This is a genomic window from Kineococcus sp. NBC_00420, from assembly GCF_036021035.1.
Classification (GTDB): domain Bacteria; phylum Actinomycetota; class Actinomycetes; order Actinomycetales; family Kineococcaceae; genus Kineococcus.
On record NZ_CP107930.1, the window covers coordinates 1,344,850 to 1,366,456 of the forward strand.

The following is a 21,607-nucleotide window of genomic DNA, read 5'->3' on the forward strand; positions in this document are numbered from 1 at the left end:
CAAGCTCCAACGGAGGTCTGACCTGCGCAGTTCCCACCCCACCCCTGGGCGGTGCCCTTCACCCGTCCTCCCCACTCTCGTGCACGGCGAGTTGCGGGGCGAGCACTCGGGGTGAGATCGCGGCGTGCACTACATTGCGCACGTGCCGACGCCCACGTCCCGCCCGCCCAAGCAGCCCGTCAGCTGGGCCTACACCGAGCAGTTCGTGCCCGAGGACGAGGTGCTGCAGCGGGCCCGTGCCCGCGCCGCCGACCTGGGCGTCGACCCCGTCTCCCCCGGCGTCGCCGCGGTCCTGACCGTCCTGACCGCCGCGACCCGCGCCCGCACCGTCGTCGAGGTGGGCACCGGCACCGGCGTCTCCACCATCAGCCTGCTCCGCGGCATGGGCGAGGACGGCGTCGTGACCACCATCGACTCCGACGGCGAGGCGCAGCGCGCCGCCCGGGAGACCGTGGCCGACGACGGGATCCGCCCCAACCGGGCCCGCCTCATCAACGGCCGCGCCCTCGAGGTGCTCCCCCGCCTCACCGACGGCGCCTACGACCTCGTCCTGCTCGACGGCGACGAGCGCGAGTACTCCGCCTACCTCGAGCAGGCCTTCCGCCTGCTGCGCCCCGGCGGCCTCCTCGTCGTCGACGACGCCCTCTGGCACGGCCGGGTCACCGACCCGGCCGCCCGCGACGCCTCGACCGTCGCCCTGCGCGAGGTCGGGCGGACGGTCCTCGAGGACGGTCACTGGTACCCCTCGCTGCTGCCGACCGGCGACGGTCTGCTGCTCGCCGTCAAGCACGGCTGACCGCCGCCGCGCCAGGGTTGCTCAGGCGCGCGCGAGGCCTTCCAGCCACTCCACGAGCAGCCGCGCACCGAACCCCGTCGCCCCGCGCGTGACCTCGTGCTCGTTGCCGTCGGCCCGCCCGGTCCCGGCGATGTCGAGGTGGGCCCAGCGCCGCTCACCGACGAAGGGGCGCAGGAACAGCGCCGCGATGATCGCGCCCGCGCCGAGGCCGGGGGTCGTGGAGACCTGACGGGCGTCGGCGAGGTCGGAGGCGATCGCCGGCAGGTAGTCGTCCACGAGGGGCATCCGCCACACCCGCTCGCCGGTGCCCTCGGCCGCGGCCGACAGCTCGGCCGCGAGGGCGTCGTCGCTCGCGAAGAGCGCGGCGTGCCGCTTGCCGAGGGCGAGGCCGGCCGCACCGGTGAGGGTCGCGATGTCGACGATCACGTCGGGGTCCAGGGTCGCGTCGGCGTAGGCCATCGCGTCGGCGAGGACCATGCGGCCCTCGGCGTCGGTGTTGTTCACCTCGGTGGTGCGCCCGCCGTAGTGCCTCACGACGTCGCCCGGTCGGTAGGAGGAGGCCCCGAGGGCGTTCTCCGCCAGCGCCAGCAGGCCCGTGACCCTGATCGGGAGCTTCAGCGCCGCGACGGCCGCGACGGCCGCCAGCACGGCGGCCGAGCCGGCCATGTCCGTCTTCATGGCGACCATCGACTCGCGGGGTTTGAGGCCCAGGCCACCGGTGTCGAAGGTGATCCCCTTGCCGACCAGCACGACGTGCGGGACGCCGGCGCGGGCGCGGGGCGTCCAGCCGACCTGCACCAGCGCGGGGTCGGAGGCGGAGCCCGCACCGACGGCGACGAGCCCCCCGAACCCCTCGCGGCGCAGCCGGTCGACGTCGCGGACCTCGACCTTCAGACGCAGCGGGGCGGCGACCTCGTGCACCTGCGCGACCATCCACGCGGGGTCCTTGAGGTTCGACGGGGTCGCGGCGAGGTCGCGGGTCAGGATCGTCGCGCCCGCGGTCACCTCGGCGTGCCGGACGTCGGCCACGGCGACCTCGCCGAGCAGGACCAGCCGGCGCACGGGGGCCTCGGCCGCGGCCTTGCGGCCCGTCACGGGAGGCGAGTACGAGGCGAGCAGGAAGCCCTCGACGAACGCCCGCGTGCCGGCCGACCCGACGCCGTCCGCGAGCGTCGTCGCGACGTCACCGGTGCTCGCGGCGCGGGCGAGCGCCGCCCCGCTGCGTCGCAGGGAGGTGGTGGAGGAGTCCCCGACACCGACGACGACCAGCCGCTGCGGGCTGCCCTCGGGGGCGGGGACGGGCAGGCGGGTCGTGGTCGCCGCCTTGCCGCTGACCTTCTCGGCAGCGCAGAGCGCGGTCAGGTCGATGCCGTACCGGACAGCGGCGTCGGCGGCGCCGGGACGCGGCTGCAGCGGTGCGTCGTCCCCCTCACCGGGGGCGACGGCCACGGCCAGGACGCTCACCCCGGACAGGTCGGCCGAGATCAGGGTGCCGCGGCGCACCTCGACGACGGGTGGGGTCCAGCGCCGCACGTCGGGGGCGGCGGAGGTGGTCGGCGTGCTCACGGTGTCGTCCTGACTCTCGTGCGGCGATCTGGTGCTGGACGACGCGGGGCGGGCACCCCTGGTGCCCGCCCCGCGTCCGTGCCTCAGCCCACGACCGAGGTGATGGCCTCTCCGAGGGCTTTGGCTTCGTCGGGCGTCATCTCGACCACGAGACGACCACCGCCTTCCAGCGGCATGCGAAGGACGATGCCGCGCCCTTCCTTGGTGACCTCCAGCGGACCGTCCCCGGTCCTCGGCTTCATGGCCGCCATTGGCGTGCTCCCTCTCGTCGTCTCGTGCTCGCGCCGGGCCCGCGGCCGGGTGCTGCGGTCGGCGTGTAGGCGTCCATCATCCCCCACCGGGACCCCCTGGTGGGCGCAGGGGCTCACCGGTGATCTCGGGGCCACCCGGGCGCTGCGGGGACGACGATCACGGTGGCCAGTCGGCGGGGGGCGAGAACCGCCACAGCCAGGCGATCCAGACCACCTGCAGGGCAAGGGAACAGACGACCCAGGCGCGCAGGACGGGGCGGCTGCGGGGCCGGAGCGCGACCAGGCCGCCGAGGGGGAAGAGGAAGATCAGGTAGCGGAAGAGACTGGTGAACGGGTCCAGGACGAGGAGCAGGTAGCCGACGTAGGCCAGGCACCACGCCCGCAGCTCGGGGCCCAGGACGGCGGTGCGTCGCGAGAGCAGCCACGCCGCGTAGCCGAGCACCCCGGCGACCAGCAGCAGCGGCCCCGCGTGGTCGCCGAGGACGTACTGCGAGATCCCCCACCACGGCTTGAGGAACTCGACCTGCCCCCCGACCCGCCAGGCCCCCATCGTCGCCGTGTAGGCGTCGAGGCGGTGGGCGATCCGCCCGGCGGCGAGGGGCCACAGCAGACCCGCCGCACCGGAGGCGGCCAGCAGCACCAGGCACCGCAGCGCCTCCCGACCACCGAGCACCGCACCGGCCCGACGACCCCGCCACCCGCGCACCGCGAGGTGCACCACGACGACGACCGACAACGGCACGGCGACGGGCCTGGTCACCCCGAGCAGCAGGGCGACCAGGACGGCGGGCAGGTACCGCCTGCGTTGCAGGCAGCCCAGGAAGACGACGAGCAGCGCGAGCGCGGGCCCCTCGGTGTAGGGCACCTGGAAGACCAGCGCCGTCGGGGAGACGCAGAACAGCACGGCGGCGCTCCAGGCTCCGCGGCGGGCCACCGCCGGCGTGCTCCGCTCGCCCAGCGCCCGCAGGACGAGGGTGTGCACCCCGACCGCGGCGACCGCCCCCGCCACCAGCGACACGATCGAGCCGGCCCAGGTGAAGGGCAGGCCGAGCAGCATGGGCAGCCGGGCCAGGAAGGGCGCCAGCGGGTAGAAGGCCAGCGCCGACTGCTGGACGTCGCCGGTGGCCCCCAGGGGCACCGCGCTCGGGTACCCCGTCTCGGCGATCCGGCGGTACCAGGTGGCGTCCCACAGCCCGAGCATGTCGCCGTAGCCGGGGTGCGCGGGCGTCCAGGTGCTGGCCACCTGGAAGCGGGCGACCTCCGCGAGGACGATCGCGGAGAACACCCGGGCCAGCGCGTAGACGACGAGGACCCGCACCGCCGGCGGCGAGCGCAACCAGGCCAGCAGCAGCCGGGTCCGCAGTCCGAGCCTCTGGGCGGGGACGGCGGCAGCGGTCACGAAGGACCCGACAGGTCCTCGCGGGCCGCTCGGAGCACGAGCTCGAAGGCGGCGCGGCCGACCAGGGCGGGGATCGGCCCACCGCAGGCGACGAGCAGCCCCAGACCCCGCGGGCGGACGACGATGTGCTCGGTCCACTCGACCTGCACCTGCCCGCGGTCGGCGGCCGCGGACACGACGATCTCGACCGTGCCGCCGAACACGTCACCGGTCTTGACGATGGAGACCCGACCCGGTCGGTCCGCGTCCGGCGCCTGCCACGCCACGACCTCCATCGGGTCGACCAGGACGATCGGCCCGAGCGTCGTGGTGCCGACGAAGCGCTCCCCCACCACACCGACGGGTCCACCCTCGGGGCGGGCCACGACGGTCGAGGGGACCCACGCGGTCTGGCGGGGCCAGTCGGTGAGGACGTCGAAGACGTGCCGGACCCGGCCGGTGACGACCACCCGGGAGGTGAAGTCGATCGTGCGGGGGGTCAGTCCTCGACGCTTCGCCACGCGGCCAGCTCCTCGTCTCGTTCTCGGATCTCCTCGCGCAGCCGGTCCAGGACGGCGTCGACCTCGTCCATGCGGTACCCGCGGACGCCCAGCGAGAAGCGGACGGCGTCGACGTCGGTGGCCAGGACCGGCCCTTCGGGCAGGCCGCGGTAGGGCCGGGTGGAGGTGGCGGGAGCCATCCCGCCGCTGATCCGGCCGGCGACGACGGCCACCACGACACCGAGGACGAGCAGCACCAGGACCAGCAGCACCAGCGTCACGACGGGCCTCCCCCGGTCGGGGACTCCCGCCGGTCCTCGCCCGGCTGGCTGGGGAAGTCCACGAAGGTGCCCACGATCTCGGAGCTCGGCAGCGACACCCGCTCGCGCGGGGCCTGCTCGAGGTGCTCCAGGGCGGCCAGCGGGTCGTCGGTCCAGAGGATGCAGTCGAAGACGAGCGGACGGGCGAAACCGGTCGCCACGAGTCCCTCGAGCCAGGTCCGCAACCCCGCGTAGTGCCCGCCGGAGTCCAGCACCGCCAGGGGTTTGGTGTGCAGGCCGATGGTCCGCGCGACCCAGATCTCGAAGAGTTCCTCGAGCGTGCCCAGCCCGCCGGGCAGGACGACGAACGCGTCGGCGCGGGCGTCCATCTGCGCCTTGCGCTGGCGCATGTCGTCGGTGACGACGAGTTCGCTCAGCCCCTCGGGCGGGAGTTCGAGGTCCATGAGCGCCTGCGGCATGACCCCGGTGGTCCGGGCCCCCGCGGCCCGGGCCGCGGCCTCGGCCGCCCCCATGACGGAGGTGCCGCCCCCGCCGTAGACGAGGTCGTGCCCGCGTTCCCCGATGAGCCTCCCGACGGTCGCGGCGAGTTCGACGTGCGCAGGGTCGATGCCCCCGGACGCACTGCCGTACAAGCAGATCGTGCTCACTGCACCCCCTCCAGCAACCAGCCCGAGAGGACCTCGAGGCACTGTTCGACCTCCGCCGTCCGGCAGCGTTCGTCGTCGGCGTGCGCGGTCGCGTTGTCGCCCGGACCGTAGTTCACGGCCGGGACACCGAGCGCGGAGAAGCGGGCGACGTCCGTCCAGCCGTACTTGGGCAGCGGGGTCGTCCCCGTCCGCCGCACGAAGTCGGCGGCCGCCGGCAGGTGCAGCCCGGGTTTCGCGCCGTCGGCGGCGTCGGTGACCCGCACGTCGAAGCCGGCGAAGACCTCGCGCATGTGGGCCTCCGCCCCGGCGGCGTCGATCGCGGGGGCGAAGCGGTAGTTCACCGTCACGACGCAGCGGTCGGGGACGACGTTGCCCGCGATCCCCCCGGTGATGCCGACGGCGTTGAGCCCCTCGCGGAAGACCAGCCCCTCGACCTCCACCTCGCGCGGGACGTAGTCCGCCAGCCGGGCGAGGACGGGTGCGGCGGCGTGGATGGCGTTGGACCCGCGCCAGGCCCGGGCCGAGTGCGCGGCCCGGCCGTTCGTGGTGACCTCGGCGCGCAGGGTCCCGTTGCAGCCGCCCTCGACGACCGCGGAGGACGGTTCCAGCAGGATCGCGAAGTCGGCGGCCAGCAGGTGGGGGTGGTTGCGGGCCAGTCGGGCGAGCCCGTTCTTGGCGGCCTCCACCTCCTCGTGGTCGTAGAAGACGAAGGTGACGTCGCGCGGGGCGCCGGGCCCGGCGTCGGCGACCAGGCGGGCGAGGGCCAGCTGGACGGCGACGCCGCCCTTCATGTCGCAGGTCCCCCGCCCCACCAGGACGTCCCCCTCGGTCGGGTGGACCTCGCGGCGCACCGGGAGGTTCGGCGGGTCGGTCAGCGGCACGGTGTCCAGGTGCCCCGCGAGCAGCACGCGCTCGGCGCGACCGAGGGTCGTGCGCGCCACGACGGCGTCACCGTCCCGGGTGACCTCGAGACCGGGCAGCGCACCCAGCGCCGCCTCGACGGCGTCGGCCAGGGCGGTCTCGTCGCCGCTCACCGAGGGGATGTCACAGACCCTGCGGGTCAGCTCGACGACGTCCGGCGCAGCTCCCGGGGAAGCGGGCGAGAGGTCGAGCGCGAGGGTGGGGGCGGTCACGTGCTTCACCCTAGCCACGCCCTCCGGCACGACGTCGGACCGAGGGCCCGGGCGCTTGTAGGGTCACGTGGGTGAGCGAGCAGAGCCCCGTCCTCAGCCCCGAGCAGCAGCCACGACGAGCCTGGGGCCACGGCCTGGCGACCGTCGCCGCCGACGGCACGGTGCTCGACGTCTGGTACCCGTTCCCCGAGCTCGGACCCAACCCGCACACCGGTTCCTACGGCGTCCCGGCCGAGCTCGCCTCCCTCGAGGACTCCGACCCGCACCGCCGGGTCAAGCAGCGCGTGGTGACCACCGAGGTCGACCTGGACTCCGCACCGGTCGACACCGCCGACGCCTACCTGCGCCTGCACCTGCTCTCCCACCGCCTGGTGGCGCCGCACGGTCTCGTGCTGGACGGCCTGTTCGGGGTCCTCGCCAACGTGGTGTGGACCAACCAAGGCCCCTGCGCCGTCACGGACTTCGAACGCACCCGCCTCGCGCTGCGCGCGAACGTCGGGCCGGTGACGGTCTACGGGATCGACAAGTTCCCGCGGATGGTCGACTACGTGCTGCCGAGCGGGGTCCGGATCGCCGACGCGGACCGCGTCCGGCTCGGCGCGCACCTCGCCCCGGGCACGACGGTCATGCACGAGGGTTTCGTGAACTTCAACGCCGGCACCGTCGGGGTGTCGATGGTCGAGGGCCGCATCTCCGCGGGGGTCGTCGTCGGCGACGGTTCCGACGTCGGGGGTGGTGCCTCGATCATGGGGACGCTGTCCGGTGGCGGCAAGGAGGTCGTGAGCATCGGCGAACGCACCCTGCTCGGCGCGAACTCCGGCACCGGCATCGCGCTGGGCGACGACTGCGTGGTGGAGGCCGGGACCTACGTGACGGCCGGCACCAAGGTGACCCTGCTGGGCCAGGACGGCGCCCCGGACCGGGTGGTCTCCGCCCGCACGCTGTCCGGCGCGAACGGTCTGCTGTTCCGCCGCAACTCCGTCTCCGGCCAGGTCGAGGCCCTTCCCCGCAAGGGCGTGAAGGTCGAGCTCAACCCCGCGCTGCACGCCAACTGAGGTGCCCGCGAGCCCCCGCGGACGCATCCGACCCGCCTCCCCCGGACGACGTCACACCCGGCGTCTGCGACTCGTGACCACGCTCGCCGTCGTCGCGGTGGTCGCGACGGCCGGGGTGGTGTGGATCACCCGCGACGAGGACGCCCCGGTCGTGCGCGAACGCTGCTCGGCGAGCGTCGACGGGGAGTCCACCTCGATGTCCCCGGAGCAGGCGGCGAACGCCGCCACCGTCGTGGGCCTCTCCGTCCGGCGCGGCATGCCCGCCCGGGCGGCGACCATCGCCGTCGCGACGATCGTGCAGGAGTCGGGCATGCGCAACCTCGACCACGGCGACCGCGACTCCCTGGGGCTGTTCCAGCAGCGTCCCTCCCAGGGCTGGGGCACCCCCGAGCAGGTCCGTGACCCTGTTTACGCGAGCAACGCGTTCTACGACGCGCTGGAGAAGGTCGACGGCTACCGCGACCTGCCCGTCACCGAGGCGGCGCAACGCGTGCAGCGCAGCGGTTTCCCCCTCGCCTACGGCGACCACGAACCCGAGGCCCGACTCGTGGCCTCGACGCTGACCGGCTACGACCCGCGCGGTTTCACCTGCCACCTGCGGTCCGTCGACGTGGGCGTCGAGGTCGGGGGCGACGAGCAGCTGACCCCCAGCGCCCAGTCGGTCGCCGACGCCGCCACCGCCCAGGTGACGACCCTGGCGCCGTCGATCGTGGCCGGGACCGGCGGCCGGGGTTTCCGGTTCCAGGTCGAGGGCACCGACGCCGGACGCACGGCCTGGGCGATCGCCGCCTGGGCCGTCGCGAGCGCAGGCACCCACCCGGTGACCGAGGTGAGCGTGAACGGCTACCGCTGGACCCGCGACACCTCGGGCCGCGGCTGGGTGCAGACCGCCACCGGCCTGCCCGACGGGGGTGTCGAGGTCCGCGTCGGCTGATCCCGGCGCAAAGACTTGTGGGGAGTTTTCCACCCTTCCGGAGCTTTCGAAGGGTGGAAAACTCCCCAGGAGTTGGAGCGTGAGGTCAGCGGCCGGAGATCTCCGTGTAGTCGCGCGCACCCTCGCCGATGTACACCTGGCGGGGACGGCCGATCTTCGTGGCGGGGTCGTTGATCATCTCGCGCCACTGCGCGATCCAGCCGGGGAGACGCCCGAGCGCGAACAGCACCGTGAACATCTTGGTCGGGAAACCCATGGCCTTGTAGATGATGCCGGTGTAGAAGTCCACGTTCGGGTAGAGCTTGCGCTCGACGAAGTAGTCGTCGTGCAGCGCGATCTCCTCCAGGCGCATGGCGATCTCGAGGAGTTCGTCCTGCACGCCGAGGCCGGAGAGGATCTGGTCGGCGGTCTTCTTCACGATCGCCGCGCGCGGGTCGTAGTTCTTGTACACCCGGTGGCCGAAGCCCATCAGGCGCACACCCTTCTCCTTGTTCTTGACCTTCGTCATGAACGTGTCGACGTCGTCGTCGGAGGTGCGGATGGCGTCGAGCATGTCGAGGACGGCGGAGTTCGCCCCACCGTGCAGCGGCCCGGAGAGGGCGTGGATCCCGGCGGAGACGGAGGCGAAGAGGTTCGCCTGGCCGGAGCCGACGAGACGCACCGTCGAGGTCGAGCAGTTCTGCTCGTGGTCGGCGTGCAGGATCAGCAGCTGGTCCAGCGCCTTCGACATCACCGGATCGACCTCGTAGTCCTCGGCCGGGTTGCCGAAGGCGAGGCGGGTGAAGTTCTCGACGAGACCGAGGCGGTTGTCCGGGTAGAGCAGCGGCTGGCCCAGCGACTTGCGGTGCGCGTAGGCCGCGATCGTCGGCAGCTTGGCGAGGAGGCGGATGGTGGAGAGTTCCACCTGCTCCTCGTCGAAGGGGTTGAGGGAGTTGGGGTAGAACGTCGACAGCGCGCTGACGGCGCTGGAGAGCACGGGCATGGGGTGGGCGTCGCGGGGGAACCCGTCGAAGAACCGCTTGAGGTCCTCGTGCAGCAACGTGTGCCGCTGGATCCGCTCGGTGAAGCCGGACAGCTCGCTCGCCGAGGGCAGGTGCCCGTAGATGAGCAGGTAGCTCGTCTCGACGAACGTGGACTTCTCGGCGAGCTGCTCGATGGGGTACCCGCGGTAGCGCAGGATCCCGGCGTCGCCGTCGATGTAGGTGACCGCCGACGTGCAGGAGGCGGTGTTGGTGAAGCCGGAGTCGAGGGTGACCAGTCCGGTCTCCTTGAGGAGACTGCCGATGCCGAAGCCGGCAGCACCCTCGGTGGCAGGGGTCACGGGGAGGTCGAGCTCCCCACCTGCGTGCTTCAGCGTCACGGAGTCAACCATGTCGCCGACCGTACCCGCCCCCACCGACGGTGCCCAACACAGGTCCGTCACACCTGTGGAGGACACCCGCGTGGGCACGGTCAGGCGAGGTCCGCCAGACGGGTGGGGACCTCGGCGATGCGTTCGTCGGTCGCCGTCAGCGCGATCCGGACGTGCTGCGCCCCGGGCGGCCCGTAGAAGTCCCCGGGGGCCGCGAGGATCCCCCGCTGCGCCAGCAGGTCGATCGTGGTGCGGCTGGGTTCCCCCCGGGTGCTCCAGAGGTACAACCCGGCTCCGGAGTGGTCGACCCGGAAACCCGCGCGCCGCAACGCCGGACGCAGCAGGTCGCGCCGGGCGCGGTAGCGCTCGCGCTGCGCCGCGACGTGCGCGTCGTCGCTCACCGCGGCCTGCAGGGCGACCTGCACGGGCCAGGGCACGATCATCCCGGCGTGCTTGCGCAGTTCGAGCAGTTCGCGCACCAGCGCGACGTCACCCGCCACGAACGCGGCGCGGTAGCCGGCGAGGTTCGACTGCTTCGAGGTGGAGTAGGCGACGAGCAGTCCGGTGTGGTCACCGTCACACACCCGCGGGTCGAGGACGGAGGGCACGAGACCACCGCGGGTCACGTCGTGCGCCTCGTCCCAGCCGAGTTCGGCGTAGCACTCGTCGGAGGCCACGACCACGTCGTGGGCGCGGGCCCAGGCGACGAGCGCGGCGAGCTCCTCGACCGTGCGCACCGCGCCCGTCGGGTTGGACGGGGAGTTCAGCCAGAGCAGCCGGATGCGGGACCCGGTCTCCCAGGCGGCGTCGAGCTCCTCGACGGTGTCGGCGCCCAGCGGGGTGGCCCGGGCCAGGCGCGCCCCGACGTCGTAGGTGGGGTAGGCGACCGACGGGTGGGCGACGACGTCACCCGCCTCGAGGCCGAGCAGCAGGGGCAGCCAGGCGACCAGTTCCTTGGAACCGACCGTGGGCAGGACCCCGTCGGGATCGAGGGTCGCGACACCCCGGCGTCGGGCGAACCAGGCCGCGACGGCCTCGCGCAGCGGGGCGGTGCCGTAGGTCTGGGGGTACCCGGGGGCGTTCGCGGCCGAGCGCAACGCCTCGGCCACGACCTCGGGGGTCGCGTCGACGGGGGTGCCGACCGAGAGGTCGACGATCCCCCCGGGATGGGCCGCCGCGAGGGCCTTGGCCCCCGCGAGGGAGTCCCAGGGGAAGTCGGGCAGGGACGCGCCGACCCGGCGGCGCGGCGGGTGCTGCTGGGTCGGCGCGCTCACCTCAGTGGCCTTCGCCCTGCGGCGGGACCGCGGCGACCACCGGGTGGTCGGAGTCGATGACGCCCATCTTGGCGGCGCCACCGGGCGAGCCGACGACGTCGAAGAACTCGACGTTGGCGGCCGTGAAGGCGGACCACTGGTCGGGGACGTCGTCCTCGTAGTAGATCGCCTCGACGGGGCAGACGGGCTCGCACGCTCCACAGTCCACGCACTCGTCGGGCTGGATGTAGAGCGATCGCTTGCCTTCGTAGATGCAGTCGACCGGGCACTCTTCGATGCAGGCCTTGTCCTTGACGTCGACGCAGGGCTGCGCGATGACGTAGGTCACGGGTTGTCCTCCTCCTCCGGCGGACGGGCGGCCGGACGCGCTGCCTAGTATCGCCGACGCACGCCGACCGTCGTGCACGAGGACCGCCAGCTGGAGGAAGCACGTGGCCGAGGTCACCCGCACGCACGTGATCGAGGACCTGCAGGTGGGGTCCCGGGTGGTCGTGCGACACCGTCTCCCCGACGGTGCGGCCTCCGACGCGCTGGGCGACCTGGTGGCCGCGGACGACACCACGCTGCGGGTCGCGACCCGGCGCGGCGAGGTCACGCTCGCCCGCGCCGACGTCCTCGCGGCCAAGGCCGTCCCGCCACCGCCGGCCCGCAAGGGACCCCCGCACACCGCGATCGGCACCGAGGACCTCGAGCGGGCGATGGCCGAGCACTGGCGTCCGCTGGAGCGCCTCGACCTCGGCGGCTGGCGGTTGCGCGCGAGCGAGGGGTTCACCGGGCGCGCCAACTCCGCCCTCGCCGTCGGCGACCCCGGGGTACCGGACGCCGTCGAGCGGGTCGAACGGTTCTACGTCGAGCGCGGCCTGCCGGCGGTGGTCGCGGTCGCACACCCCGCCGACGGTCTCGGTGAGGGCGACCCGCTGGTCGACGACCTCACCGCCCGCGGGTGGACCGTCCGCACCCCCACGGTGGTCATGACGGCCGCCACGGACGACCTGCCCGCCGCGCGCGAGGTCGCGCTCCCGGACGGCCTGCACGTCGAGACCCGTCCGGAACCCGACGACGCGTGGCTGGCGCAGTACCACTACCAGGGAGCGCCGACGGTTCCCGCGGCCGGCCGTCGCATCCTCGTCTCCGCCGACGAGCAGGTGTTCCTGCGCATCCTCGACGGGACCGAGACCGTCGCCATCGCCCGCGGTTCCCTCTCCCCCGGCTGGGCCGGGGTGACGGCCGTCGAGACCGCCCCCTCGCACCGGCGGCGGGGCCTCGGACGGCGACTGCTGGCCGAGATCGCCGACTGGGCCCGCGACCGCGGGGCGGCCTCGACCTACCTGCAGGTGCAGGCCGACAACTCCGGCGCCCGTGCGCTGTACGGGGGGACGGGTTTCACCGTCCACCACGCCTACCACTACCGGGTGGCGCCCTCCGCCTGAAGCGCGAGGAGGGCGAGCTTGTCGGCGTCCGCACTGCCGCGGTCGGCGTGGTAGACGGCGACGGTGAGGTGCGGGGCCTCCCCCACGAGGAGTTTCTCCCGGTTGAGGGTGAGTTCCCCGACGACGGGGTGGTTCAGCACCGTCCGGGCGCCGCCCTTGCCGCGGACCTCGTGCCGGGCCCACAACCGGCGGAACCTGGGACTCGCCAACGACAACTGCCCCACGAGTTCCACGCTGCGCGGGTCCTCCTCGGTCCCCACGGACCGCCGGAACACCGCGACGAGGAACTCGGTGACCAGCTCCCACTGCGGGAACATCTCCCGTTCGTCGGGGTCGAGGAACACGTCGAGCAACCGGTTGCGACCCGCCACCAACCGCGGGGAGACGGCCGCCGCCAACGGGTTCGCCGCCAGCACGTCCAGGTGTCGTCCTTCGACGAAGGCCGGCATCCCCAGCCCGTCGAGGAACTTCAGGATCCCGGGCGGGACGGTCTCGCGCTGCCCGCGCCGCACCGGCCGGCGGCGCGGTTGCTCCGTGCCCAGGCCGAGCAGGTGCTCGAGGCTCTCGTCGTCCAGCCGCAGCACCCGGGCCAGCGCTTCGAGGATCTGCACCGACGGGTTGCGGTACTTCCCCTGCTCCAGCCGCAGGTAGTACTCGCCACTGATCCCGGCCAGCATCGCGACCTCCTCGCGGCGCAGACCGGGCACGCGCCGCCGTCCGAGCACCGGGATGCCGGCCTGCTCGGGGGTGACGAGTTCGCGGCGGGCCCGCAGGAAGTCGCCCAGCAGGTTGTCGGCCACACCCCAGGGTAGGCAGCCGGTCGACGGTCCTGCCTGGTCGTGCCACTACCAGGAGCGAGCCGGTACTGGCCCGAGACGCCGCTCGGACGGACGGTGGTGGCCGTCAGTCACCCGATCTGGAGGTCCCCGTGCCCACCCGCGTTCTCGTCACCGGCGGTTCCGGCTTCATCGCCGGCCACTGCATCCTGCAGCTCCTGGCCGAGGGCCACGAGGTCCGCACCACGATTCGCTCCCCCGGTCGGGAGGCGGCCGTGCGCGCCGTGCTCCAGGGCGCCGGGACGGCGCACGGGGAGGACCTGACCTTCGTCGCGGCGGACCTGCTGGAGGACGCGGGCTGGGCCGACGCGACGGCGGGCATCGACACCGTCGTGCACGTCGCCTCCCCCGTCCGGCCCGGCCACGTCGAGGACGAGGACGACCTGATCGCCCCCGCCCGGGAGGGCACGCTGCGGGTGCTCGCCGCCGCCCGCGACGCCGGGGTTCGTCGGATCGTCCTGACGTCGGCCTTCCACGCGGTCAGCTGGGGCCACCCGCACGACGACCACGTCTTCACCGAGGAGGACTGGACGGTCATCGACGGCCCGGGCGTCGACGCCTACGGCAGGAGCAAGACCCTCGCCGAACGCGCCGCCTGGGAGTTCGCCGCCGCGAACGGCCTGGACCTCGTCACCCTGCTGCCGGTGGCGGTGATGGGACCGGTCATGGGGCAGGACGTCTCCGGCGCGAACCAGATCGTGCAGCGTCTGCTGACGGGCGCGGTGCCGGCGCTGCCGCACCTGTTCTTCCCGATCGTCGACGTGCGCGACGTCGCCGCCGCGCACGTCCTCGCCGTCGGCAGCGCGGAGGCCGCCGGACAGCGGTTCCTGCTCTCCGACGGCCCGACCCTGGAGTTCCCGGAGATCGCCGCGATCCTGCGCTCGGCCCTCGGGGCGGACGCCGACCGGGTCCCCACCCAGGTCCTGCCGAACGATGTCGTCCGGGCCGGCGCCGACGCCGACCCGGCGTTGCGGGCCATGGTGCCCGACCTCGGCTACGCGAAGCGGACCTCGAACGAGAAGGCCCGCCGAGTGCTCGGGTGGGCACCCCGACCCGCCTCCGAGGCCGTCGAGGCGGCGGGTCGGAGCATGGTCGAGCGCGGACTCGTGTGACCTAGCGCCCGGCCGCGGGATCCACCGAGGCGTGGGTGCCGACGTCCCACACGAACGGCGGTTCGGTGCCGTTGACCGACCAGTCGCCGACGATCCGCTGCTTGTAGATCACCGGGTTGTGCGAGGCGACCGTGCGGGCGTTGCGCCAGTGCCGGTCGAGGTCGCGGGCCCGCGAGGTGCCCGACGCGCCGAGGGTGTTGAAGAGCAGCGTCGCGGCGCGCGGGACGGACTCCGAGAGCACGACCTGGGCCTGGGCGGTCCGGATCTCGGCCTCGACGTTCGCCGCCCGGTCCGCCGCCGTCCCCGGCAGGTGTGCCGTGTCGGCGGCGGACTGGACCGCCTGCGCCGCAGCGCGGGTCACCGAGCGGGCGGTGAACGCGATCGAGGAGATCTCACCCACCACCGACAGCACCTGGGCGTCGTTCCTGACGAGAGGGGCCAACCCGTGGGTGTAGCTGCGGGTCCGGGTGCGGACCTCGTGCCCGGTGTCGCGTTCGACCGCCGCGGCGATCCCGGCGTGCACGGCCAGCAGGACGAGTTGGTACAGCGCGGTCTGGTAGCGGAACCGGGTGGTGAACGGGGAGACGTCGTCGGCGGCGATCTCGACGTCGTCGAGCTCGAGGGTCCCGGTCCCGGTGAGCTGCTGCCCGAAACCGTCCCAGTCGTCGGAGACGCGAACCCCCCGGCCCCGGACGGGGACCAGCGCGGTCACGACCTCGTGGGTCCCGTCCGGCAGCCGCCGGCGGGCGGTCGCGTCGGTCCAGTCGGCGTAGATCGTGCCGGTCGTGTAGTACTTCCGGCCCGAGATCGCGGTGCGCCCGTCCCGGGTGGTGACGATCGTCTGCTGCTCGCCGGTGACCCCGTCACCGACCTCGCTCCAGGAGTTCCCGACCATCTCCCCCGCGACCAGCCGCGCGATCCAGCGCGAGCGGTACTCCCCCACCGGCAGGCTCAGGACCTGCTCCACCCAGGCGATGTGGCCGCGGAAGATCTGCGGCAGGTTCGAGTCGGCGGCCGCGAGGTCGACCAGCAGGTCGGTGAACTCGACGAGGTCGAGACCGCCACCACCCTCCTCGACGGGGATGCGCAACCGGCCGAACCCGGCGTCGAGGAGTTCCCGGACCTGGTCCCGTGGCAGTTCGTGGTCCTGCTCGCGCGTCACGGTGCCGGCCGCGATCCGTTGCAGCAGCGGCGAGAAACGTTCCCGCACATCGGGTTCGACAGTGGGTTCCAGGGTGGTGCTCACGGAGCTCTCCTCGATCGTGGACGCGTCGGCGTCCGGAACGGGAGGGACAGCGTCCTTACCCGTGCCGGAGCACCAGGTCAGGTCGTCACCCGGGGCACCCCACGACGAGGAGGGTTGCCGGCCAGCGAGCCGGGGCTTGTCGCTGGCGCTCATGACCTGGGACCAGGGAACCACAGGTGGGGAGGGAGGGTCCAGCCCGCTCCGCGGGTGGCCGATCGGGCCGCGGCGGACAGCAGAACGGGAACGCCTGCTCCAGCCCCCCGGAGCAACCGTTCCCGTTCCTGTGTTCCCGCGCCACCGCCCCCGGAGGCCCCCCGGCCTCCCACGGTGCGCGAGTTCCTGCGTCGCGGTCGTCGCTCCCCTCCTGAGGCGACGACCCCGACGGGTCCTAGATCCCCCGGACGACGCCGGAGGTGGTGTCGCGCAGGTCGATGACCCGCGGCGGTGCGGACTGCGCCTCGTGGGCGGCCTGCGCCGCCTCGAGCACGTCGGTGATCTCGTGACCGATGAGTTCGTGCCGTTCCAGCAGCGCGTCGCGCAGCGCCGCCACCAGGTGGCGGTTGCGGTCCATGAGTTCGCGGACGAACTCCTTCTGCTCGGTCAGCAGGTTCTCCACCAGTCGCCGCCCCTCGGAGTCGCCGAGGACGCGGGAGACGAGGTTCCCGTCGGCGAACGCGCCCTGCTGGACGGCGGCGAACGAGACCAGGGTCCCGGCCATTCCCGCCGAACCGACCATCTGCGCCGCGACCTGCGTCGCGGACTGCAGGTCGCCGGCCGGGCCGGTCGAGACGTCGCCGAAGAAGAACTCCTCGGCGACCTGACCGCCGAACGCGATCTTGATCAGCCCGGCGAGTTCGCTGCGGGAACGGGTGTAGACGTCCTCGGCGTCACCGTGGGCGAGCAGCCCCAACGCGTTGGCGCGCTTGATGATCGTGAGGACCTCGAGGCGGCGCTGCGGGGCGACGAGCCAGGCGATCGTGGCGTGTCCGGCTTCGTGGGTCGCGATGAGCCGCGCCTCGTGGTCGGTGTAGCCGACGGGCTGGCCGAGGCCGACCTCGGTCACCAGGCGGGCCTGCTCGACGTCGCTCCAGTTCATCCCGTCGGCACCGCGACGGACGGCGTTGACGAGGGCCTCGTCGAGCAGGCTCTCGATCATCACCGGCGAGTACCCGTTGGTGATCCCGGCGAGCGCGTCACGACGTTCGTCCTCGTCGAGCGGGGCCTCGTGGGCCTTGCGGGACAGGAAGTGGTCGACGAGCTCCCGGCGGCCGACCTTGTCCGGCAGGCCGAAGCTGAGCCGACGGTCGAAACGGCCGGGACGCAGCAGGGCCGGGTCGAGGGAGTCGGCGCGGTTGGTCGCGGCGATGAGCAGGATCTCGACGGGTTCGCTCTTCGGCCGCTGCAGCCAGCGGTGCTGGGGCAGGAACCGGTTGGCGGTGTCGACGAACCAGCCCTGCAGCCGCTCGGACGTGGTGGGTTCGTCGAAGGACTGCATCTGCACGAGCAGTTCGTTGACGACGCCGCTGGCGCCTTCGCTGCTGGCCAGGCGTTCCGTCCGCAGCGCCGTCCGGCCCGTGGCGGGGAAGGACATCGCGAGGTTGGTGAGCCCCCCGCAGCCGACGATCCCGGTGGCGACGTCGGCGTCCACGGGCGTCATGGCGCTCATGCCGCCGCGGGCGCCGGCGATGGCGTCGATCTCCTCGATGAACCCGATGGCGCCGCCCTCACGACGGGCCGCCTTGCGCAGGGCCTTGAAGTAGGAGCGGAGCTTGCGGGCCGTCGCGCCGTACCACATCGACTGGAAGCTGGTCGCGGAGACGAAGAGGAAGGGGACGCCCGCCTCGCGGGCCATCGCCTTGGCCATGTGCGTCTTGCCGGTGCCGGGCGAGCCCTCGAACAGGAGTCCGCGCCGGGGCCGTCCGCCCATCTGCGTCCGGAAGGTGCGGGCCGCGAGGAACAGGTCGAGGCTGCGCTCGACGTCCTCCTTGACCGCGGCCAGACCCTTGACGTCGTCGAGGCCGATGTCGATCTGCTCGGGGCGGTAGACGACGTGCGGCGAGCGGCCGGAGACCAGCGTCTGCCCGAGGAGCAGGCCGATCATGGCGAGGAAGAAGACGAAGACCATGACGTAGATCGGGTCGACGCTCGGCAGCGGCGGCAGGACCGAGCCGGTGAAGGCCAGGCGCAGGTCGACGACGAGCAGCAGCAGGGCCACGACCATGAGCAGCGACCGGGTGCGGCGGCGGCGGTTGCGCTCGCGCTGGCGACCGACGTCCGCGCTGTCCCGTCCGGTGCGGGGCTGCGGACGCGCGCCGCGTTCGGGGTCCTTCTCGGTCCGCGGGGCGTGCTTCACGTGAGCCACGGCCGCTCCTCTCGGTCACGTCCGGGCCGGTGCGCCAGGACGTGGTCCCAGCCAACCCCGTCGTCCGGGCGATGGCTACCGGCGACCACCCTCGGTGACGCGTTCGGACGATCGCGTTCACCCGCCTGGAGCAACGGAGCGTGATCCCCCGAACACACACCACTCCCCCGATTCGGGATCCTGCTGGGATTCCCAGCGGGATCACGGATCGGAGGGGGGTCAGGAGGAGGGGGCGACGCCGGCGAAGAGGTCGGTCTCGAGGCCGTCGGCGTCGAAGGGGCCGGCGGGCACGCCGTGCACCAGGCGGTAGTGCTCGAACGGCCAGATCGGTTGCGGCACACCGTTGCTGAGCCGCATGGCCGGGACGTCACCGTCGAGGTCGAGGCTGACCTGGGTGGCGTGGGCGCGGAGCGCCGCGATCTTGGCCGGGATCTGGCCGGTCCCGTCGACGACGGTGGTGACCTCGCCGGCCGGCACGACGACGCTCGGCAGCGGCCCGTCCGGGTCCCCCGCACCCGCCGCACCGGCCTCGGCCAGGCGACGCAGGGCTTCCCGAACGGGCTGCTCCGGTTGGACGATCTCGTAGACCTTCGCCACCTGCCACGGGGCGGCACCGTCGCGTCGGTCACCCGCCGCGAGCACGAGGGCGCGCATGGTCGCCTCGTGCACCCGGACGTGGTCGGGGTGGCCGTAGCCGCCGCCCGGTTCGTAGGTCACGACGACCTGCGGACGGACCTCGCGCAGGACGGTCGCGATGTCGGCGGCGACCTCCTCGGGATCGGCCGCCGCGAGCGACCGCGGGTCGACGTCGTCCCCGGACAGCGCCGCGTGACCCGCTCGACCCGGCTCCAGCCACACCATCCCGGAGTCGCGGTAGCCGCTGCCGTCGACGCGGGTCAGGAAGCGGTGGTCGGTGACGCCGAGGGCCTCCATCGCCGTCGCCAGCTCGCCCGTGCGGTGCTCGGCGAGCTCGTCCGGGGTCAGGTGCGCCAGCTCGGGCGGGATGACCTCACCCAGCTCACCGCGCGTCGCCGTGAGCAGCACGACCCCCGCCCCGGCCTCGGCGTAGCGGGCCATCGTGGCGCCGCTGCCGATGGTCTCGTCGTCGGGGTGGGCGTGCACGAAGAGCACCCGACGGGGCTGGTCCAGCTGCTCCATGGACGCCAGGTCGGCCGGGTCCAGCTCGCGCGAGACGTCGTCGACGAGGTCCGCGGCGATCTCCAGCGGGTCCCGTCCGGCCGTCGCCGCGCCGGCGGCGCCCTCGGGCGTCTCGTCGGGCTGCTCGGGAGGTCGCGGGGTCGTCGTCATGGCCCCAGTTTGCCCCGTGATCGCAGAAGCGCTCGACCACCACCCCGCGGGGTGGTGGTCGAGCGTTGAGGAGGCTGCGGTCAGGCCTTCTTGGCCTTGGAGGCCGTCTTCGCGCGCATGTTCGCCTCGAGGACGACCTTGCGGATGCGGACGGACTCCGGCGTCACCTCGACGCACTCGTCCTCGCGGCAGAACTCGAGGCACTGCTCTAGCGACAGGTGACGCGGGGGCACGAGGCGCTCGAACTCGTCCGAGGTGGACGAACGCATGTTGGAGAGCTTCTTCTCCTTGGTGATGTTGACGTCCATGTCATCGGCGCGGGAGTTCTCGCCGACGATCATGCCCTCGTACACCTCGGAGGTGGGCTCGATGAACATCTGCCCACGTTCCTGCAGGTTGGTCATCGCGAACGCGGTGGCCGCCCCGGCGCGGTCGGCGACGAGCGAACCGGACTGACGGGTGCGGATCTCGCCGGCCCAGTGGTCGTACTGCGCGAAGAGCGCGTGGGCGATGCCGGTACCGCGGGTGTCGGTGAGGAACTCGGTGCGGAAGCCGATGAGCCCGCGCGAGGGGACGTAGAACTCCATGCGCACCCAGCCGGTGCCGTGGTTGGTCATCGTCTCCATGCGGCCCTTGCGGGCGGCGAGCAGCTGGGTGATCGCGCCCAGGTACTCCTCCGGGGAGTCGATCGTCAGGTTCTCGAAGGGTTCGAGGGTCTTGCCGTTCTCGTCCTTGCGGGTGACGACCTGCGGCTTGCCGACGGTCAGCTCGTAGCCCTCGCGGCGCATCTGCTCGACGAGAATGGCCAACGCCAGCTCACCGCGGCCCTGCACCTCCCACGCGTCGGGACGCTCGGTCGGGAGGACGCGGATCGAGACGTTGCCGACCAGTTCCTTCTCGAGGCGGTCCTTCACCAGACGGGCGGTGACCTTCGCGCCCTTGACCCGGCCGGCCATCGGGGAGGTGTTGATCCCGATGGTCATCGAGATGGCGGGCTCGTCGACCGTGATGAGCGGCAGCGGGTGCGGGTCGTCCGGGTCGGCCAGGGTCTCGCCGATGGTGATGTCCGGGATGCCCGCGACGGCGACGATGTCACCGGGGCCGGCCTTCTCACCGGGGACGCGGGTGACGGCCTCGGTGACCAGGAGCTCGGTGATCTTGACCCGCTCGATGGTGCCGTCGTGCTTGCACCACGCGACCTGCTGGCCCTTGATCAGCTCACCGGAGAAGATGCGCAGCAGCGCGAGGCGGCCGAGGAACGGCGAGGCGTCGAGGTTGGTGACGTGCGCCTGCAGCGGGGTCTCGGGGTCGTAGACCGGCGCGGGGATCGTGTCGATGATCGTCTGGAACAGCGGGACGAGGTCCTCGTGGTCCGGCAGACCGCCGTCCTCGGGCTGGTTCAGCGAGGCGCGGCCGTTCTTCGCCGAGGCGTAGACGACGGGGACCTCGAGGAGGCGCTCGACGTCGATGCCCTCGACGTCGCCGCCGAGGTCGAGCAGCAGGTCGATGGTCTCCTCAACGACGGCGCTGATGCGCGCGTCGGGGCGGTCGACCTTGTTGACGAGGATGACGACGGGCATGCCGGCCGCGAGCGCCTTGCGCAGCACGAAGCGGGTCTGCGGCAGCGGACCCTCGGAGGCGTCGACGAGCAGGACGACACCGTCGACCATCGACAGGCCGCGCTCGACCTCACCACCGAAGTCGGCGTGGCCGGGGGTGTCGATGATGTTGATGGTCATGCCGCCCTCGGGCGACCCCGGGCCGTTGTAGCGGACCGAGGTGTTCTTCGCGAGGATCGTGATGCCCTTCTCGCGCTCGAGGTCACCGGAGTCCATGACTCGCTCGTTGACGTCGGCGTTGGCGCGGAAGGCGCCGGACTGCCAGAGCATCGCGTCGACGAGCGTCGTCTTTCCGTGGTCGACGTGGGCGACGATCGCGACGTTGCGCAGGTCTTCGCGGGTGCTCAAGGGCATGAAGTTCTCGATCCGCTCTCGGGGGTCTCGACCGCCCGCAGCTGGATCGCAGCGCGGGCGCTAAGGAGGGTTGACACCACAGTCTATCCGCGCCTGTGGGCACCCGCGTCGAACCCCGGTGCTTGAACCGGGCAGCACCTCTCTGACCTGCGACGACACCGCCAGGATGACTCG

20 protein-coding genes and 1 riboswitch are annotated in these 21,607 nt (G+C 72.9%); of the genes, 5 read left to right on the plus strand and 15 right to left on the minus strand.

What is annotated here, in order from left to right; translation table 11 throughout:
* Positions 1-142: 142 nt before the first annotated feature.
* Entirely contained in the window at positions 143-796 is a 654-nt protein-coding gene (locus tag OG218_RS06535; protein WP_328292395.1) for an O-methyltransferase, read from the plus strand.
* Between the two features lie 21 nt (positions 797-817).
* Here the strand turns inward: OG218_RS06535 and OG218_RS06540 are convergent, their stop codons facing one another.
* The 7 genes from OG218_RS06540 to dapE all read right to left on the minus strand — a co-directional run bounded on the left by OG218_RS06540 (position 818) and on the right by dapE (position 6,552).
* Positions 818-2,362 (minus strand): leucyl aminopeptidase family protein, encoded by a 1,545-nt coding sequence (locus OG218_RS06540; RefSeq protein WP_328292396.1) that lies wholly within the window; start codon positions 2,360-2,362, stop codon positions 818-820.
* Positions 2,363-2,445: 83 nt separating this feature from the next.
* A complete protein-coding gene (locus OG218_RS06545) occupies positions 2,446-2,613 on the minus strand; it encodes a DUF3117 domain-containing protein (RefSeq protein WP_106210338.1) in 168 nt (55 codons plus the stop codon).
* Between the two features lie 157 nt (positions 2,614-2,770).
* Positions 2,771-4,012 carry a hypothetical protein gene (locus tag OG218_RS06550; RefSeq protein WP_328292397.1) on the minus strand — a complete coding sequence of 414 codons (1,242 nt, stop codon included), beginning with the start codon at positions 4,010-4,012 and terminating at the stop codon, positions 2,771-2,773.
* On the minus strand, positions 4,009-4,512 hold the full coding sequence (locus OG218_RS06555) for an SRPBCC family protein (protein ID WP_328292398.1): 504 nt from the start codon (positions 4,510-4,512) through the stop codon (positions 4,009-4,011). Before OG218_RS06555 ends, OG218_RS06550 begins: the two co-directional genes overlap by 4 nt.
* Positions 4,491-4,772 carry a DivIVA domain-containing protein gene (locus OG218_RS06560; protein ID WP_328292399.1) on the minus strand — a complete coding sequence of 94 codons (282 nt, stop codon included), beginning with the start codon at positions 4,770-4,772 and terminating at the stop codon, positions 4,491-4,493. The genes OG218_RS06555 and OG218_RS06560 overlap by 22 nt, the downstream gene beginning before the upstream one ends.
* Positions 4,769-5,419, minus strand: a complete 651-nt coding sequence (locus OG218_RS06565; protein ID WP_328292400.1) for a TIGR00730 family Rossman fold protein — start codon at positions 5,417-5,419, stop codon at positions 4,769-4,771. The genes OG218_RS06560 and OG218_RS06565 overlap by 4 nt, the downstream gene beginning before the upstream one ends.
* A complete protein-coding gene (gene dapE / locus OG218_RS06570) occupies positions 5,416-6,552 on the minus strand; it encodes a succinyl-diaminopimelate desuccinylase (protein ID WP_328292401.1) in 1,137 nt (378 codons plus the stop codon). The genes OG218_RS06565 and dapE overlap by 4 nt, the downstream gene beginning before the upstream one ends.
* Before the next feature lie 71 nt (positions 6,553-6,623).
* On the opposite strand from dapE, the gene dapD reads away from it, so the two are divergent.
* Positions 6,624-7,607: a 2,3,4,5-tetrahydropyridine-2,6-dicarboxylate N-succinyltransferase gene (gene dapD / locus OG218_RS06575; protein WP_328292402.1), complete on the plus strand. Its 984-nt coding sequence runs from the start codon at positions 6,624-6,626 to the stop codon at positions 7,605-7,607.
* Between the two features lie 73 nt (positions 7,608-7,680).
* On the plus strand, positions 7,681-8,541 hold the full coding sequence (locus tag OG218_RS06580; protein WP_328292403.1) for a hypothetical protein: 861 nt from the start codon (positions 7,681-7,683) through the stop codon (positions 8,539-8,541).
* 85 nt (positions 8,542-8,626) lie between these two features.
* Here the strand turns inward: OG218_RS06580 and OG218_RS06585 are convergent, their stop codons facing one another.
* The 3 genes from OG218_RS06585 to fdxA all read right to left on the minus strand — a co-directional run bounded on the left by OG218_RS06585 (position 8,627) and on the right by fdxA (position 11,494).
* Complete coding sequence (locus OG218_RS06585; protein ID WP_328292404.1) at positions 8,627-9,913, minus strand: citrate synthase; 1,287 nt, start codon at positions 9,911-9,913, stop codon at positions 8,627-8,629.
* An 80-nt stretch (positions 9,914-9,993) separates the two neighbouring features.
* The gene (dapC, locus tag OG218_RS06590) at positions 9,994-11,166 is read right to left on the minus strand and encodes a succinyldiaminopimelate transaminase (protein WP_328292405.1); all 1,173 of its coding nucleotides are present in this window, start codon (positions 11,164-11,166) and stop codon (positions 9,994-9,996) included.
* 1 nt (position 11,167) lies between these two features.
* Positions 11,168-11,494: a ferredoxin gene (gene fdxA, locus OG218_RS06595; protein ID WP_328292406.1), complete on the minus strand. Its 327-nt coding sequence runs from the start codon at positions 11,492-11,494 to the stop codon at positions 11,168-11,170.
* A gap of 103 nt (positions 11,495-11,597) precedes the next feature.
* Between fdxA and OG218_RS06600 the strand changes: the two genes are divergently transcribed.
* Positions 11,598-12,596 carry a GNAT family N-acetyltransferase gene (locus tag OG218_RS06600; protein WP_328292407.1) on the plus strand — a complete coding sequence of 333 codons (999 nt, stop codon included), beginning with the start codon at positions 11,598-11,600 and terminating at the stop codon, positions 12,594-12,596.
* Here the strand turns inward: OG218_RS06600 and OG218_RS06605 are convergent.
* Positions 12,572-13,396 carry a helix-turn-helix domain-containing protein gene (locus OG218_RS06605; protein ID WP_328292408.1) on the minus strand — a complete coding sequence of 275 codons (825 nt, stop codon included), beginning with the start codon at positions 13,394-13,396 and terminating at the stop codon, positions 12,572-12,574. The genes OG218_RS06600 and OG218_RS06605 overlap by 25 nt on opposite strands.
* A 128-nt stretch (positions 13,397-13,524) precedes the next feature.
* Between OG218_RS06605 and OG218_RS06610 the strand changes: the two genes are divergently transcribed.
* Positions 13,525-14,544 (plus strand): NAD-dependent epimerase/dehydratase family protein, encoded by a 1,020-nt coding sequence (locus OG218_RS06610; protein ID WP_328292409.1) that lies wholly within the window; start codon positions 13,525-13,527, stop codon positions 14,542-14,544.
* Position 14,545: 1 nt separating this feature from the next.
* Here OG218_RS06610 and OG218_RS06615 read toward each other — a convergent pair whose 3' ends face one another.
* The 4 genes from OG218_RS06615 to typA form a co-directional block, all read right to left on the minus strand.
* The gene (locus OG218_RS06615) at positions 14,546-15,790 is read right to left on the minus strand and encodes an acyl-CoA dehydrogenase family protein (RefSeq protein ID WP_328292410.1); all 1,245 of its coding nucleotides are present in this window, start codon (positions 15,788-15,790) and stop codon (positions 14,546-14,548) included.
* A 46-nt stretch (positions 15,791-15,836) separates the two neighbouring features.
* Positions 15,837-15,947, minus strand: a riboswitch (SAM riboswitch).
* Between the two features lie 231 nt (positions 15,948-16,178).
* Positions 16,179-18,152: an AAA family ATPase gene (locus OG218_RS06620; RefSeq protein ID WP_328292411.1), complete on the minus strand. Its 1,974-nt coding sequence runs from the start codon at positions 18,150-18,152 to the stop codon at positions 16,179-16,181.
* A 219-nt stretch (positions 18,153-18,371) separates the two neighbouring features.
* On the minus strand, positions 18,372-19,310 hold the full coding sequence (gene mshB / locus OG218_RS06625; RefSeq protein WP_380162437.1) for an N-acetyl-1-D-myo-inositol-2-amino-2-deoxy-alpha-D-glucopyranoside deacetylase: 939 nt from the start codon (positions 19,308-19,310) through the stop codon (positions 18,372-18,374).
* A gap of 230 nt (positions 19,311-19,540) precedes the next feature.
* Positions 19,541-21,433, minus strand: a complete 1,893-nt coding sequence (gene typA, locus OG218_RS06630) for a translational GTPase TypA (RefSeq protein WP_442906372.1) — start codon at positions 21,431-21,433, stop codon at positions 19,541-19,543.
* Positions 21,434-21,607: the final 174 nt, after the last annotated feature.

What these genes read in the sequence shown, in the direction of transcription:
- mshB (WP_380162437.1), bottom strand. Translation starts at nt 19,310, where the DNA reads ATGGAGCAGCTGGACCAGCCCCGTCGGGTGCTCTTCGTGCACGCCCAC.
- OG218_RS06545 (WP_106210338.1), bottom strand. Translation starts at nt 2,613, where the DNA reads ATGGCGGCCATGAAGCCGAGGACCGGGGACGGTCCGCTGGAGGTCACC.
- typA (WP_442906372.1), bottom strand. Translation starts at nt 21,433, where the DNA reads ATGCCCTTGAGCACCCGCGAAGACCTGCGCAACGTCGCGATCGTCGCC.
- OG218_RS06585 (WP_328292404.1), bottom strand. Translation starts at nt 9,913, where the DNA reads ATGGTTGACTCCGTGACGCTGAAGCACGCAGGTGGGGAGCTCGACCTC.